The sequence below is a fragment of the Microbacterium sp. genome (genome assembly GCF_036823965.1).
Taxonomy (GTDB): domain Bacteria; phylum Actinomycetota; class Actinomycetes; order Actinomycetales; family Microbacteriaceae; genus Microbacterium.
The window spans coordinates 324,943-339,770 of sequence record NZ_DAITBE010000002.1 but is presented as its reverse complement, the minus strand read 5'-3'; the positions used below and the strand labels follow the sequence as shown (position 1 = coordinate 339,770).

Below are 14,828 nucleotides of genomic sequence, written 5' to 3'. Positions count from 1 at the left end.
GTCACACTGCCTCGGCAATCGTGTCGGGGTTTGCGGGGTCGAAGATGTCATTGGTCCAGAACGAGGTGTACAGCAGGTCGTCACCGATGTTGGTGATGTTGTGCGACCACATCGTCGGCATGTCGACGGCACCGGGTGCATCGCCCGAGACCTCGAAGGAGACGACCTCATCAGAGTACAGGCGGCGCAGCGAGATCCGGGCGCGGCCCTGCAGCACCGTGAAGCGCTCGATCTTGCGTCGGTGGTAGTGATCGCCGCGGGTCACGCCCGGGACGGTCGTGGAGAACGACGACTGACCCGGACCACCGTGCGACCGGATGATCTCGAAGAACGATCCGCGCGCGTCCGCGTGCCTGGTGAGGTCGATCGGCGACTGCGCCGGGAACGTGTACGAGCGGTAGGTGTTGAACAGGTCGCGATCGAAGTCGTCGGCGACGCTGGGGATCTCCCCCCGGTCATAGAGTTCGGCGTACCCCTGCAGCCGTGCGAGCAGCCCGGCCACGGTCTCGTTCCGCTCGAGTTCGCCGAGCCGCTGCAACGGCACGCCTCCGGTGAGCAGATCGACGGCGTTCTGCGCGTGCAGGAGCGTGAGCTCCTTGTCGTTCTCGACGACGGGGCTCTCACCTGCTGCGATCAGGTGGCTGAAGGTCGCGGTGACCGCGTTGTAGAACGGACGACCGTGCTCGCCGAACAGGTTCGGCAGTTGCACGTCGATGAACTCGGCTCCGACATCGGATGCCGCGCCGGCCAGGATCTCGGCGGCTCGCGCCTTCGCCTCGCCGTAGACCGAGCCGTTGGTCGACTGCGTCGAGTTCGCGTACACGACGACCGGCGGCGGCGTCTTCGCCGCCCGCAGCGCCGATGCGAGCTGCTCGGCGAAGCCGATGTTGCCCGCGGTGACCTCTTCATCGGAGGCACGATTGACCCCGGCGATGTGAATGACTCGGTCGCTCCCGTCGACTGCAGCCGCAGCCGCGTGCAGATCGAAGGCGTCGCCGACCGCGACTGCAGAGACGGCGGTACCGGACTCCTGCAGCGCAGAGCGCAGGTGCCAGCCGAGGAAACCGCCGGCACCGGTGACGGCGAAACGAGTCACGAGTTCGTCACCGAGGTCTCGGGGAGCCCGGCCTGGCGCAACTCGGCGCGCACCTCCGGCAGCGTGAGGAGGAGCTCTTCGACCTCTCCGACCGACATCTGCTGCACGGTGTGCGAGTCATAGTCCTCGAAGCGGCTCTGCGTGACGTCGCCCTCCTCGAAGTACACGCTGTAGTTCAGGTCGCGGTTGTCGGCCTGCACTCGGAAGTAGTCGCCCATGTCACGAGCGCGGGAGAGCTCCTCCCGAGTGGCGAGCGCCTCCGACAGCTTCTCGGCGTGACGGGTGCCGATGACCTCGAGCTTCGCGTCCGAGCGGAACAGGTTGAGCACGGCCTGGGCGAGCGTGCCGATCGAGGTCGCCTTCGCCTTGCGCACGAAGAGGTCGCCCTGCTGGGCATTGCGGAACGCGAACTCGACGAGGTCGACCGAGTGCGCCAACGACATCATGAACCGCGTCATCTCGGGGTTGGTGACCGTGATGTTGTTGCCCGCCTTGATCTGACGGATGAACAGCGGGATGACGGAGCCGCGGGAGTACATGACGTTGCCGTATCGAACGCAGGACACAGTGGTGTCGGTGTTCGGGTTGTTCAGTCCGTGCGACTGCGCGACCTTCTCCATCAGGGCCTTCGACATGCCCATCGCGTTCACGGGATAGACGGCCTTGTCGGTGCTGAGCGCGACGACCGAGCGCACGCCGTTGCGGTCGGCCGCGCGGACGACGTTCTCGCTGCCGTGCACGTTGGTGCGGACCGCCTCCATCGGGAAGAACTCGCACGATGGAACCTGCTTGAGCGCCGCCGCGTGGAAGATGAAATCGACGTCGCGGGTCGCGCGATCGACGCTGTCGTAGTCGCGGACGTCCCCGACGTAGAACCGCAGACGCGAGTCCTTGATCTCGTGGCGCATGAGATCCTGCTTCGCCTCGTCGCGGCTGAAGATGCGGATCTCGGCGACGTCGCGCTCCAGCAGCTTCTTGGCGACGGTGTGCCCGAACGATCCGGTTCCGCCGGTGACCAGCACGCGCGCTCCGCCGTATGACTCGCTCATCGTCCTCTACTCGTTCCCTTCGCGGCTGCAGACAGCAGCTCCTCGATACTGGAGATCCCCGACTCGCGGGAGAAGTGTGTGTCGTACATCGTCCGGCCATTGCGTGCCATCGCCGCGCGTTCGTCGGAGGTGAGTGTCGCAGCACGCCGGAACGCATCGGCCAGCGAGGCCTCGTTCTCGGCATCCGCCGTCAACCCGACTCCGTCGGTCTCGACGAGTGCTCGCACATCGCCCTGGACCGTCGTGATCACCGGCACGCCGGCCGACAGCACGGCTTGGAACTTCGACGGGATCGTGCCACGGAACACCGGCATGTCCTTCAGCGAGACGAGCGCGAAATCCGTGCGCCCATAGATCTCGGGCATCCGCTCGCGCGGCACGGGCTCCTCGAAGCGCACGTTGGTCGCGCCGAGTTCGGCGACGAGCGCCTGCAGATCCGCCCGTACGACGCCGTCGCCGACGATCGTGAGCGCGACGCCGTCGTCGGCAGCGGCGTGCGCTGCCCGAACCGCAGTGCCGAGATCCTGCATATCCCCGACATTGCCTGCATAGACGATCTCCGCGCGGGGCGCGTCGATGGTCGGCAGGGCGGAGGCGACGGGCTCACCGGCATCCGCCCAGTTGTAGACGAGGTGCGCACGCTCCTGCGGCACGCCGCGCGAGACGAGCGTGCGCACCATGGTCGGGGCGATGCCGATGACTGCAGCAGCGCGACCATATGCGCTGCGCAACCACGGCCCGAGCACGCCCGAGATGATCCGTTCCTTCGCGCCGCCCGCCATCATGGATGAACCGATGATCGAGTCGGGCCAGAGATCCTGCACGTGCAGCACGTAGGGGCGTCCGCCGGTCACGCGCCAGAGCCACGGCCCGAACCCGGCCGTCATCTGCGTGGCGTAGACGTAGACGACGTCCGCACCTCGCGACAGTCGGCGTGCGGTCGCCGAGCTGAGCGCGAACGAGAAGTAGTTGAGCATCCGCTTCAGCGCGTGCTGCGAATGGTCGGCGAACAGCGGCACGCGGTGCAGCTCGACCGCTCCGTCCTTCTCGACGGAGCGCCAGCGCTGGCGGTAGCCGGGGAAGACGCGACCGGTCGGATAATTCGGGAAGCCGGTGAGCACCTTCACCTGGTGTCCGTGCGCCGCGAGCCCGTGCGCCAAGTCGGCGGGAAGAGGGACCGCTTCCGGCGGGTAGTACTGCGAGACGATGAGTACCTTCACGATGCCGCACCGTCCCCGAGCACCCGCGCCGGCACACCGACAACCACCGTCTCCGGTGCGACATCCTTCGTCACGCATGCAGCTGCGCCGACGGTTGCACCGGCACCGACCGTGAGCCCCTGCAGCACGACCGATCCGGCGCCGAGCAGCGTTCCGGTCTCGACCACGACGTTTCCCGAGACGATGGCGCCGGGGTTCACCGAGACGACGTCGGCGAGCGTCGCGTCATGCCCGATGATGCATGCCGGGTTCAGATGCACGTGGTCGCCGATCGACACGTTCGTCGACACCTGCACGCCAGACGTGATCACGACGCCATCGCCGATGCTCGGCTGCGAGCCGATCACGGCGCTGGGGTGGATCAGGGTCTTCGCCCGCAGACCTGCAGCGGCGAACCGCTGAGCGACCTTCGAGCGGACGGCGGGTGATCCGATCGCGACGACGAAGCGCTCATCGCCGGTCGCGGTCGGCAGCCATTCCTCGTCCGTGCCGAGATACGCGATGCCGCGTGCGCCCAGACGTCCGAGGTCGTCCTGACGCGGACCAGCATCGATCACGCCGACGAGGTGCAGGGATTCCCCCGCCGCGATGAGCGCCTCGATGACGTCGAGCGTCTCGCGGCCGAAGCCGCCGGCGCCGATCACGACGATCCGTTCAGGCATCCGCTTCTCCGAACTTCCGCATCGTGACGTGTCCTTCTGCGCTGATCCCCTCGCGAGCCACGACAGACCGGACCGTGTCGACCAGGATCCGGGCGTCGAGGGCGAGGCTGCGCCGGTCGACGTACTGCACGTCGAGCGCGAACCGCTGCTCCCACTCCACCGTATTGCGACCGTTGACCTGCGCAAGACCCGTGATGCCAGGTCGAACCTCGTGCCGACGTGCCTGTTCCGGCGTGTAGCGCGGCAGATACTCGACCAGCAGCGGGCGCGGACCGACCACGCTCATGTCGCCGTGCAGCACGTTCAACAGCGAGGGCAGCTCGTCGAGGCTCGTCGAACGCAGGATGCGACCGAAGCGCGTGAGCCGCTGCTCGTCGGTCACCAGTCCCCTGGACTCGTCGACGTTGCGCATCGACCGGAACTTGTACAGACGGAACACCCGACCACCGCGACCGGGGCGCGGCTGCGTGAAGAGCACCGGGCTGCCGAGGTTCAGCCGCACGACGACGGCGGTGACGAGGATGACCGGACTCAGGACGACGAGCCCGACAGCGGATGCCGCGGCATCGAGCGCACGCTTGGCGACGTCGTACGGCCGACGTGTGGGGCGAGCCACCTCAGCGCCCATCGAGGAAGGCGGCGATCGCGGAGCGCACGCGCTCCCGCTGCTCGGCCGTCAGCGCCGAACCGCTCGGCAGGGTCAGGCCCCGCTCGAACAGCGCCTCGGAGGCACCGGTGATCACACCCCGCGAGCCGGCGAACACGGGCTGCAGGTGCATCGGCTTCCACAGCGGCCGGCTCTCGATGTCGTCGGCGCCGAGCACCGCGGCGAGCTCCTGCGGCTGCCAGCCGGTGACGTCCGAGTCCACGATGATCGAGGTCAGCCAGACGTTGTCGTCCTGGTCGCCTGCGGCGCCGAACACCTCGACGCCCGCGACGTCGGCGAACAACGCCTTGTAGAGCTCGCGCACCTCGCGGCGCCGAGCGATCATCGAGTCGAGGCGCTGCAGCTGCGCGCGCCCGAGGGCCGCGAGCAGGTTGCTCATGCGGTAGTTGTATCCGATGTCGGTGTGCTCGTAGTGCACGACCGGCTGCCTGGCCTGGGTCGCGAGGTACCGCACGTGCTGTGCGATCTCGGGCTCGTCCGTCAGCAGCATCCCGCCGCCGGAGGTGGTCATGATCTTGTTGCCGTTGAACGACACGATCGATGCGCGACCGAAGCTGCCTGCTGCCCGGCCTCGGTGACTCGCACCGAGCGACTCTGCCGCATCGGAGAGCACCGGCACGTCGTACTCGGCGGCAGCGGCGAGGATCGCGGTGTAGTCGACGGCCTTGCCGAGCAGATCGACCGGCACGATCGCGGCGACCCGCTCGCCCGCGGCGTGCAGCTGCTGCAGCGCCTGGCGGAGCAGGACCGGGTCCATGTTCCCGGTCTCGGGATCGGCGTCGATGAAGTACGGCTCGGCACCGGTGTAGACGATCGCGTTGGTCGTCGCGGCGAACGTCATGGTCGAGGTCAGCACGATGTCACCCGGCTCGATGCCGAGGGTCAGCAGCCCCAGGTGCAGCGCAGCGGTGCCGGAGCTGAGCGCGACGCCGTGCGCCACGCCGACCCGTTCGGCGAGCTCGCGCTCGAAGGCGTCGACGTCGGGCCCGAGCGGGGCGATCCACCCGGAGCGCATCGCCGCGAGGACCGCGTTCTCCTCGAGCTCGCCGACGTCGGGCGAGGACATGTAGATCCGTGCGGTCACTTCTTGAACTCCGTGGTGTCGAGTCTGATGGGCTCGATGATGGCGGTGTCGTTGTTGCGCGGCACTGCCAGCATCCGCGCCTCCCAGCCGGCCTTGTCGAGGCGTTCGGGCGAGATCGAATCGGCCTTGGTGTGCGAGACCTTCGGGTGGAACGGGCGCTCGAGGTCTTCGGTCGATCCGACGAGCACCTCGTGCAGCTTCTCGCCGTGGCGGAGTCCCGTGAACACGATCTCGATCTTCTTGCCCGACATCGCGATCATGCGCTTGGCGACCTCGAGGATCGAGACCGGCTCGCCCATGTCGAGGATGAGCACCTCGCCGGCGCGACCGATGCCGCCGGCCTGGATCACGAGCTGGCATGCCTCGGGGATGGTCATGAAGTAGCGGGTGACGTCGGGGTGCGTGACCGTGATCGGTCCGCCGGCCTCGATCAGCGTCTGGAACGTGGGGAGCATCGAACCGCGGCTGCCGATCACGTTGCCGAAGCGCACCGAGAGGTACCGCATGCCGGATTCCTCGCCGGCCCACGCCGTGAGCTTCTCGGCGACGCGCTTGGAGTGCCCGAGCACACTGGTGGGGTTCGCCGCCTTGTCGGTCGAGATGTTGACGAAGGTGTCGACGCCGACGGCCTGCGCGGCGGTGAGCACGTTGAGCGTGCCGAGCACGTTCGTCTTCCAGGCCTCGTCGGGGTACTGCTCGAGCATCGGCAGGTGCTTGAGCGCTGCCGCGTGGAACACGACCTCCGGGCGGCGGTCGTTGAAGATGTCGTTCAGCGTGTCGGTCTCGCGGATGTCGGCGAGCACCACGTCCTTCGAGTCGAGGAGGCCATGTCCCGAGGTGCCGAGCTGGGCGAGCTGCAGACCGGTCTCGTCACGGTCGAGCATGATGAGCTCACTCGGGCCGTACTTGACGAGCTGACGGCAGAGCTCCGAGCCGATCGATCCGCCCGCGCCGGTGACCAGCACGCGACGGCCGGTCACATAGCCGGCGATGAGCTCGACGTTGGTGTCGACCGGGTGGCGCCCGATGAGGTCTTCGATGCTGATGTCGCGCAGGTCGCTCGCCGACTGCTCGCCCGACATCATGTTCGACAGCGTCGGGGTGATGGTGACGCGGAGTCCGGCCTGTTCGGCGTCGTCGGCGAGGCGCCGGAGCAGCAGGCTGTCTGCGCCGCCGATCGCGATCACCAACGTCGTTGCCCCGGTGTCCTCGGCCGCCGCGACGATCTCGCTGGTGCGGCCGATCACCGGCACACCGCGCAGGCGCAGGTTCTTCTTGGCCGGATCGTCGTCGAGGATGCCGACGGCGCGCAGCGGCGACGTGGGGTCGGTCATCATCTGGTGCAGCAGCATGTCGCCGACGTAGCCGCCGCCGACGATGAGCGCCGGCTCGGCCTCGGCTCCGGGCTTGCGGCTGCGCTCGATCACGAGGCGAGCGCTGTAGCGGACGCCGAACATGAGCAGCAGCACGAACGGGAAGGCGAGGATGACGGTGCCGCGAGGCAGACCCACGTAGGGTCCGACGACCATCACGACCGCGGAGAGCACGGCAGCCTGGACCACGACGGCGATGCCGAGCGCACGCACCTCATCGAAGGAGCCATACGTGAATCGGCCGCGGTAGAGCGCGAGGTAGTAGCCGACGACGACCTGGCTCGCTGCGGCGATGACCGCGAGCATGACCATGGACAGCCAGCCGCGCAGGGTCGGCTCGAACTCGAATCGCAGCACGACGGCGATGACGATGCCGACGATCCACGCGGCGCTGTCGACGATGGCCGCGGTGAGTCTCCTCCGCCGCTGCCACACCGACACTTCTTCGTTCCGCTCAGAACCCGATGGCACAATTCCCCCTGCACACGCACGTCAGCGCGTGATCCTCTCGCTCGGGCTGGGGACCCGCGAGAGGTCTCGATGTCTCAGTCGCAACCAATGTATTGGTTCCATCGTGACACACCGGTGGAGAAGCGGAATGCTGGAATGCCGGTTTCGCGCGGACTGCGACGAAGAATGACTGAACGATGGATCAATTCACGAACATGAGCGAAACAGCGCGCGCAGGTCGGATGCCGCGTCAGCCGCCGTCGCCCGTGTCGGCGCCGGGGTCGGTGCCCGGGTCGGTGCCGGGGTCGACAGGCGGCGTCGTCGGCTCGGTGGGCGGAGTCGTGTCGCTCCCCGGATCGGTCGGCGTCTGAGTCTGCGTCCGGTTCGAGGAGTTCCGATTCGCGTTCGCGTCCCGCTGCCGCTCGGCCTCTTCGTCTGCGAGCGTCTGACCCTCGCGGAGCGCACGCACCGCATCGCGATACGCGACCAGGGTCGCGACCCCGGCCTCCGTGGTGAGATCCGCAGCGCCGGCAGTCGTCGCGGCGAGCGTCACCGCATCCCGCAGCACCTGCCTCGCGTCCGGCGCATCGTCGAGTTCACGCTGCGCACTCGCACCGACACCTGCTCTGAACGCATCGACACCCGTGGTGAATCCGGCGGCGGCGCTCTCGATGTCCTGCCGCACCGATCGCAGCTCACTGTTCTGCTCGTCGACGAGACCTGCGCGTGCCTGCACCTCGTCGATAGCGGTCGCGACACTCGAGAGCGACTGCTCATCGACCGTCGGCTCCGTCCACTCGGGAAGGTCCTCCGGCAGGGCGACTGCCTGGAGCGCGGCGATGTACTGCGCCGCGGTCGCATTCCCGGCGTCGACCGTCGCGCTGTCGAAGAACGGATCCTCGTCCTCAGCGGGTGCGAGCGTCGCGAGTGTGCCCTGGAAGGCCTGCGCCGTCGCCAGGCCCGTCTGCACCTGCCCCTCGACCCGCAGGCGCGCTGCCGCGAGGGCGAGCTCGGCGGAGAGCAGGGATTCCGCATCCGACTGCAGCAGCGCCGCGGCGTCACCGGCGGGGCTCGCATTCGCGATCTGCACAGCGGTGAACGTCGAGGCGACGGCCACCGCGACGACGGCAGCGGCACCGGTGAGCACGCTCAGCCAGTCGATGCGACGCTGCGGACGGCGGGTGGACGACGGCGACGGGACCACCGGCATCGGAGCCCGATCAGCTGCAGCGGCGTCGACCATTGCGACCAGTCGCGGCAGGTCATGACCTGCACCGTCGGCGACGCGCGTCGTGCGCTTGCGTCCCACGAGCGAATCGAGTCCGCCGATGTTCGCCGCGGCATCCGCTTCGCGCAGGCGAGAACGGTCACGCGTCTTGTCGAGGTCGAAGATCTCGTCATTCGACATGCGTTCCCCCAAAGTTCCGTTGCGCCACGCGACGGCCACCGGCAATATACCGGAGGCTCGACAGGTAGTGTCTTGAAAGGATACGGCGACCGCCGAAGGATCTGAAGTCGTGGGGGGCCATGAACATCCAGCTGTCACTGCGCGCGCTTCGGCACAATCTCGTGCTGATCGTGTCACTGACGCTCATCGGCCTCTCGGTCGGCGTCCTCCACGCCATCACGACGCCGACCCGGTACACGACCACGGCCGACGTCTTCGTGATCGGGCAGGCGCAGGGCGCCGCCGGCACGCCGACCACCGCCGAGCTGAACCTCGCCCGCACCTACGCGCTGCAGGCCGTGACGAGCTATGTCACGATCATCCCGAGCGCGATCGTGCTGCAGCCGGTCATCGACGATCTCGGTCTCACGGACACGCCCGCCCAGCTCGCCGGTCGCGTCTCCGCCTCCGCCGCGGTCGCCGCGACGACGATCTCCATCACCGTCACCGATGCGATGCCCGGCCGTGCCGCCAGGATCGCGAACGCCGTCGCCGACAGCTTCTCGACCGTCGTGGCCGAACAGCTCGAGCGCCCCTCCGAAGGTCGTGCGAGCATCGTGCGGGTCGACGTGATCCAGCCGGCCACCGTGCCGACGACGGCCTCTGCACCCAATCGCACCCTGTCCCTCGCAGGTGGCGGTGTGCTCGGCCTCGCTGCCGGCATCCTCCTCACCGTCCTGCGCACCACGCTCGACGCCCGCGTCCGCAGCGTCGAGGACGCCACAGAGGCGACGGGTGCTCCCGCGCTCGGCACGACGACCTTCGACGCCTCCGCCGGCGCGCGTCCCCTGATCGTCTCGGCGGGAGGCGCAGACCCACGGGCTGAGGCCTATCGATCGCTCAGGACGAGTGTGCAGTTCCTGCGTCCGGCGGGCGAGACGCCGTCGTACGTCGTGACGAGCGCCGGGCCGGGCGAGGGGAAGTCGACCACGATCGCCAACCTCGCGATCGCCTTCGCGGAGACCGGCGCGAAGGTGGCCCTGATCGACGGAGATCTCCGACTCCCCCGCATCGCCGAGTACTTCGGCATCGAGGGTGGGGTCGGTCTCACCGAGGTGCTGGCCGGACGCCTGTCGGCCGTCGACGCGATGCAGCGCTGGGGCCGCGGGACGCTCTTCGTGCTCCCTTCGGGATCGGTGCCGCCGAATCCGGCCGAGCTGCTGGGGTCGGCCGAGATGGGACGCCTGCTCGACGACCTCCGCGAGGCGTTCGACATCGTCCTCATCGACGCGCCGCCCGTGGTGCTGGTCACGGATGCCGCCGTGATCGCCAGGCGCACCTCGGGGGCGATCCTCGTCACAGCCGCAGGCAAGTCGGTCATCCCACGGGTGCGCGACGCCGTGACCAACATCGAGAACGTCGGTGCGAAGGTCCTCGGCACCGTCGTGACGATGCTGCCGACCCGCGGCCCGGACCGCGCCCTCGCCGGCGCGTACGGATACGGCGCCGAAGCGGGATAGACCGGGCGCTGCCGCGCGCCAGACATACACTGATCCGAATCGCGTCCGATCGCGACGACAACCAGAGGGAAAGACCACGTGGAGCTCCGCGACTACATCCGTATCCTGCAGAAGAACTGGATCGTCATCCTGGTGCTCCTCATCGTCGGCCTCGCCGGCGGCGGCGCGTACGCCTACCTGCAGGCGCCGAAGTACGTCACGTCGACACAGTTGTACGTCTCCGTGCGCACGGAGGGAGCGGCGACCGGCGACCTCGTGCAGGGCACGACGTTCGCGCGGCAGATGGTCACGAGCTACGTCGACACCATCGGGACCGCACTGGTGCTCGACCCGGTGATCGAAGAACTCGGCCTCGACCTCACCGCACGTCAGCTCGCGGGCAAGGTGTCGGCGAGCACTCCTCTGAACACCGTCATGATCAACATCTCCGTCACCGACACCGACCCGGAACGCGCGGCGAAGATCGCCAACCAGACCGCGGTGAGCTTCACCGACGCGGTGCAGAACACGCTCGAGCGTCCGGCGGTCGAGGGCGGTGTGAGCCCGGTGCACGTCACGGTGACGAACCCCGCCGCGGTTCCGACCGGCCCATCCAGCCCGAACATTCCGCTCCTCGTGATCATCGGCGGACTGCTCGGCCTCGCCGCCGGCATCGCCTTCGCTGTGCTGCGGACCGTGCTCGACACCCGCATCCACACGCTGCACGACCTCGAGGTGATCACCGATCGCCCGATGCTCGGCGGGATCGCGTTCGACCCCGATGCACCGAAGCGACCGCTGATCGTGCACGCCGACCCGCGCAGCCCCCGCGCCGAATCGTTCCGCGCGCTGCGCACGAACTTGCAGTTCCTCGACGTGGATGCGGAGTCCCGTGTCTTCGTCGTCTCGAGCTCCGGCCCCGGCGAGGGAAAGTCGACCACCACCGCGAACCTCGCCATCGCGCTCGCCGAGACCGGTGCGCGCGTCGCCCTGATCGACGGCGACCTCCGTCTGCCCCGCATCGCCGACTACATGGCGATGGAGGGCGGGGTGGGCCTCACCAACGTGCTGATCGGACAGGTGCCGCTGTCGGAGGCGCTGCGCAAGTGGGGCACGAACGAGCTCTACGTGCTCCCGAGCGGTCCGGTGCCGCCGAACCCGAGCGAGCTGCTCGGATCGACCGCCATGGACACGGTGCTGTCGACGCTCTCGGAGTACTTCGACTACATCCTGATCGACGCGCCGCCGCTGCTGCTGGTGACGGACGCCGCGGTGATCGGCAAGAAGACGCGCGGGCTCATCCTCGCCGCGGCCTCCGGCAAGACGCGCAAGCCGGAGCTGCAGGGGGCGATCCGCACGCTCACGACCGCCGGCGTCGACCTGCTCGGGCTCGTCATCACGATGCTGCCGACGAAGGGGCCGGACAGCTACGGCTACGGCGCCTACACGTACGGTTCGACGCACGAGTTGGGCGGCGACGCGAGCCCGCGGACCGCACGCAGGGTGGCCAAGCGTCGTGCTGCGGCTCGAGGCAATGGCTGACCAAGGCCCCCTCGGCGCGGCGTCAGCGCTTCGCCGGCGAGCGGAACACGATGAAGTGATAGAGCACGAACCGCATCGCGACGACGATCACGATGCTGACGAGGTTGACGGCGTTGACGGCGATCGCGCCCGGCGCCTGCCCGAGGATGCTCGCCGCCATCTCGACGCCGATCCAGACGAGGCCGGCGCCGATCGCCGTGCAGACGGCGTTCGTCAGCACGAAGAGCACGAGTTCCGAGGTCCGACTCCGGCGGTCGCGATGACGGAAGGTCCATTCGCGGTTGCCGATGTACGCGTTCACCAGCGCGACGAGCGAGGCCACGATCTTGGCCGCGACGACGTCCCACCCCCACACGTAGACGAGCAGGTTGAAGACGCCGATCTCGATCAGGGTGCTCAGTCCCCCGACGATCAGGAAGCGGCTGCCGAGGCCGGCGAAGCGCCGCAATCGAGAGGTCTGATTCATGTCTCGACTAGGCTACTTGCTGCGCGTGCCCACTCCGAACGCGCTGCTTTCTGAGGAAAACGTGACGATCTCCCATCTCGCCATCGTGATGCCCGCCTTCAATGAAGTCGAGGGCATCGGTGGCTTCATCGACGAGATCCGCGACGCTGTCGCACCGCTCGCCGATCGTGTGTCGTTCCACATCGCCGACGATCGCTCGACCGACGCGACGGCATCCGCCTTCGACAGCGTCGACGACGCGACCGTCGAGGTGCAGCCGCAGAATCGTGGCCACGGGCCGACCGCCCTCGCCGCGTATCGCGCCGGTCTCGCAGCGGATCCTGCCGTGCTCGTCCACGTCGACGGAGACGGCCAGTTCCTGGGGTCCGACTTCCCGCGGCTGATCTCGGCGCTCCTGTCGGAGGATGCCGATGTCGTGCACGGTGTCCGCGACGGGCGCACCGACCCCTGGTATCGCAAGGTCCTCACTGGCGCAGTCGGCCTGTTGATCGCCGTGCCGGCCGGACGCCGCATCCCCGATGTCAATACGCCGCTGCGGGCATACCGCCCTGCGGCGCTGCGCGCGCTGATCGAGGCGATCCCCGCCGACGCGAGCGTGCCGCACGTGCACTTCTCGCTCGCCGAGGCGCGCGGTGGCTTCGTCGTCCGCTATGTGCGCGTGGCCAGCATCCCGCGTCGCGGCACGTCGGCGACCGGGACCATGTGGGGCCGCGGCACCCGTGTCGCCCTCCCGCCGAAGCGCCTCCGGCAGTTCGCGCTCTCGGCGCTCGGCGAGGCATGGCAGCTCTCGCTGCGTCCCGCAGCGCCGCTCCGTGGCGTCCACCGACCGGAGTCGGTCTCGCGATGACCCGCGCACGCACCGTCCTGTTCTGGGCGCTCGCGGCCGCTCTCGTGATCGGTCACGCGATCGTCGCCTGGCACAGCCTGGTCGTCTGGCGTGTCTGGGAGGACGAAGCGTTCAACCTCACCGTCCCGCGCAACCTGCTGGCAGGCCTCGGCTATGCCAGTGACGGCGCACTCTCCGGTTCGACGATCACGCTGTTCGATGCGCGCATCTCCACTGGCCCCGCCGTGCTGCTGCCGATCGCGGCAGTGCTCGCCACCGGCGCCGATCCGGTGGTCGGCGCCCGTCTCGTCCCGCTGGCGTACTGGGTGCTGCTGCTGGCAGGGCTCGCGGTGCTCGGGCGACGCATCGGCGGCCGCTGGGCAGCGCTGCTCGCCGTCGCCCTGCCGCTCGCGTTCACCGCCGCCGCGAACCAGTCCCCGATCCAAGGACCGGCCGACATCCTCGGCGAGATCCCCGCAGCCGCCCTGCTCGTCTGGGCGCTGGTCGTGCTTCCTCGCCGAGCCTGGCTCGCAGGACTCCTGGTCGGGCTCGCCGTGCAGGCGAAGCTCATCGCATTGCTCGCGCTCCCCGCCTTCGCCGTCGCCCTGTGGGTGCTCGCCGACGGTCAGGGCTGGGCTCGTGTGCGAAATGCCCTGCGCCGGTCGTGGCTGCCACTCGCATTCGTCGCGCTGCCGACGTTCCTGTTCGAACTCGCCGCGCTGTTCACCTTCGGCATCGGTGGATTCATCGAACACCTCCGCGAACTCGCCCGCTTCGTCCGCAGCGGCGGCCAGGTGGCTGCGACGACCGTGCCGGAGAAGCTCACGACGCTCGCCGGCTCGTGGTCCCTGCCCGGATTCGTCGCTGCACTGGCGCTCGTCCTGCTCGCTGGACTGGTGGTCACCGGCGTCGTGGTCGCGCGCCGTGACCCTCGTCCGGCCGACCGCCTGGTGCGCATGTACGCGACCACGGCTGCTGTCGGCGCGCTCACCTTCGTGCTCTGGTGGTCGACCGCCTCCCACCTCCCCCTCTGGATCCGGCACCCGGCCGTCGGCATCCTCGCCTTCGTGCCCGTGCTCGCCGCCGTCGCGATCTGGGCGGTGCAGCGGATGCCGGAGAGGACGACGGCGCGGATCGCTGCAGCAGCCGGTGCCGCGCTGCTCGCGATCGTCACGGTCGGCGGCGCCATGCACGTCACCACGACGCTGCAGGCCGGCGGTGAGACCCTCGACGACCAGCGAGCTGCAGCGGCCCCGCTGGCCGAATGGGCGACCGAGAACGACGAGGACTGGCTCGCAGCCGAACCCTGGGGTTCCGCCATGTCGATCATCGTGCTCACCGGTGCGCACGCCGGCCTGTTCGATGCCCCCTCGATGCAGGACACGCCGCGGCTCACCGCCGGCGAGTGCAGCACGGAGACCGTGGCGGAGGGCGTCAGCCCCGCATTGGCGCAGAGCCACAACGGATACCGCATCTGCGCGGCACCGTGATCGGACCCCGCAACGTC

Annotated in this window: 13 protein-coding genes; 4 read left to right on the top strand and 9 right to left on the bottom strand. The window is 68.8% G+C overall.

From position 1 onward, the window contains the following. Position 1 precedes the first annotated feature (1 nt). The 8 genes from V7Z82_RS05910 to V7Z82_RS05875 form a co-directional block, all read right to left on the bottom strand. A complete protein-coding gene (locus tag V7Z82_RS05910; protein WP_334148991.1) occupies positions 2-1,096 on the bottom strand; it encodes a polysaccharide biosynthesis C-terminal domain-containing protein in 1,095 nt (364 codons plus the stop codon). Next, entirely contained in the window at positions 1,093-2,145 is a 1,053-nt protein-coding gene (locus V7Z82_RS05905; RefSeq protein ID WP_334148989.1) for an SDR family NAD(P)-dependent oxidoreductase, read from the bottom strand. Before V7Z82_RS05905 ends, V7Z82_RS05910 begins: the two co-directional genes overlap by 4 nt. Then, entirely contained in the window at positions 2,142-3,365 is a 1,224-nt protein-coding gene (locus V7Z82_RS05900; protein ID WP_334148987.1) for a glycosyltransferase family 4 protein, read from the bottom strand. Before V7Z82_RS05900 ends, V7Z82_RS05905 begins: the two co-directional genes overlap by 4 nt. Then, positions 3,362-4,027, bottom strand: coding sequence for a NeuD/PglB/VioB family sugar acetyltransferase (locus V7Z82_RS05895; protein ID WP_334148985.1), 666 nt, complete (start codon positions 4,025-4,027; stop codon positions 3,362-3,364). The genes V7Z82_RS05900 and V7Z82_RS05895 overlap by 4 nt, the downstream gene beginning before the upstream one ends. Continuing rightward, a complete protein-coding gene (locus V7Z82_RS05890; protein WP_334148983.1) occupies positions 4,020-4,655 on the bottom strand; it encodes a sugar transferase in 636 nt (211 codons plus the stop codon). The genes V7Z82_RS05895 and V7Z82_RS05890 overlap by 8 nt, the downstream gene beginning before the upstream one ends. Beyond that, a complete protein-coding gene (locus V7Z82_RS05885; RefSeq protein WP_334148980.1) occupies positions 4,645-5,778 on the bottom strand; it encodes a DegT/DnrJ/EryC1/StrS family aminotransferase in 1,134 nt (377 codons plus the stop codon). The genes V7Z82_RS05890 and V7Z82_RS05885 overlap by 11 nt, the downstream gene beginning before the upstream one ends. Then, positions 5,775-7,586, bottom strand: coding sequence for a nucleoside-diphosphate sugar epimerase/dehydratase (locus tag V7Z82_RS05880; protein WP_334148978.1), 1,812 nt, complete (start codon positions 7,584-7,586; stop codon positions 5,775-5,777). The genes V7Z82_RS05885 and V7Z82_RS05880 overlap by 4 nt, the downstream gene beginning before the upstream one ends. A 265-nt stretch (positions 7,587-7,851) precedes the next feature. Beyond that, on the bottom strand, positions 7,852-9,009 hold the full coding sequence (locus V7Z82_RS05875; protein ID WP_334148976.1) for a hypothetical protein: 1,158 nt from the start codon (positions 9,007-9,009) through the stop codon (positions 7,852-7,854). Positions 9,010-9,128: 119 nt separating this feature from the next. Between V7Z82_RS05875 and V7Z82_RS05870 the strand changes: the two genes are divergently transcribed. Further along, positions 9,129-10,508 carry a polysaccharide biosynthesis tyrosine autokinase gene (locus tag V7Z82_RS05870; RefSeq protein ID WP_334148974.1) on the top strand — a complete coding sequence of 460 codons (1,380 nt, stop codon included), beginning with the start codon at positions 9,129-9,131 and terminating at the stop codon, positions 10,506-10,508. A 78-nt stretch (positions 10,509-10,586) separates the two neighbouring features. Continuing rightward, complete coding sequence (locus V7Z82_RS05865) at positions 10,587-12,029, top strand: polysaccharide biosynthesis tyrosine autokinase (protein WP_334148972.1); 1,443 nt, start codon at positions 10,587-10,589, stop codon at positions 12,027-12,029. A 22-nt stretch (positions 12,030-12,051) separates the two neighbouring features. Here the strand turns inward: V7Z82_RS05865 and V7Z82_RS05860 are convergent, their stop codons facing one another. Continuing rightward, positions 12,052-12,495 (bottom strand): GtrA family protein, encoded by a 444-nt coding sequence (locus V7Z82_RS05860; RefSeq protein WP_334148971.1) that lies wholly within the window; start codon positions 12,493-12,495, stop codon positions 12,052-12,054. Between the two features lie 61 nt (positions 12,496-12,556). On the opposite strand from V7Z82_RS05860, the gene V7Z82_RS05855 reads away from it, so the two are divergent. Together V7Z82_RS05855 and V7Z82_RS05850 are read left to right on the top strand one after the other, a co-directional pair. After that, the gene (locus V7Z82_RS05855) at positions 12,557-13,342 is read left to right on the top strand and encodes a glycosyltransferase family 2 protein (protein WP_334148969.1); all 786 of its coding nucleotides are present in this window, start codon (positions 12,557-12,559) and stop codon (positions 13,340-13,342) included. Further along, complete coding sequence (locus V7Z82_RS05850) at positions 13,339-14,811, top strand: hypothetical protein (RefSeq protein ID WP_334148967.1); 1,473 nt, start codon at positions 13,339-13,341, stop codon at positions 14,809-14,811. Before V7Z82_RS05855 ends, V7Z82_RS05850 begins: the two co-directional genes overlap by 4 nt. Positions 14,812-14,828: the final 17 nt, after the last annotated feature.

What these genes read in the sequence shown, in the direction of transcription:
- V7Z82_RS05905 (WP_334148989.1), bottom strand. Translation starts at nt 2,145, where the DNA reads ATGAGCGAGTCATACGGCGGAGCGCGCGTGCTGGTCACCGGCGGAACC.
- V7Z82_RS05895 (WP_334148985.1), bottom strand. Translation starts at nt 4,027, where the DNA reads ATGCCTGAACGGATCGTCGTGATCGGCGCCGGCGGCTTCGGCCGCGAG.
- V7Z82_RS05890 (WP_334148983.1), bottom strand. Translation starts at nt 4,655, where the DNA reads ATGGGCGCTGAGGTGGCTCGCCCCACACGTCGGCCGTACGACGTCGCC.
- V7Z82_RS05875 (WP_334148976.1), bottom strand. Translation starts at nt 9,009, where the DNA reads ATGTCGAATGACGAGATCTTCGACCTCGACAAGACGCGTGACCGTTCT.
- V7Z82_RS05870 (WP_334148974.1), top strand. Translation starts at nt 9,129, where the DNA reads ATGAACATCCAGCTGTCACTGCGCGCGCTTCGGCACAATCTCGTGCTG.
- V7Z82_RS05860 (WP_334148971.1), bottom strand. Translation starts at nt 12,495, where the DNA reads ATGAATCAGACCTCTCGATTGCGGCGCTTCGCCGGCCTCGGCAGCCGC.
- V7Z82_RS05850 (WP_334148967.1), top strand. Translation starts at nt 13,339, where the DNA reads ATGACCCGCGCACGCACCGTCCTGTTCTGGGCGCTCGCGGCCGCTCTC.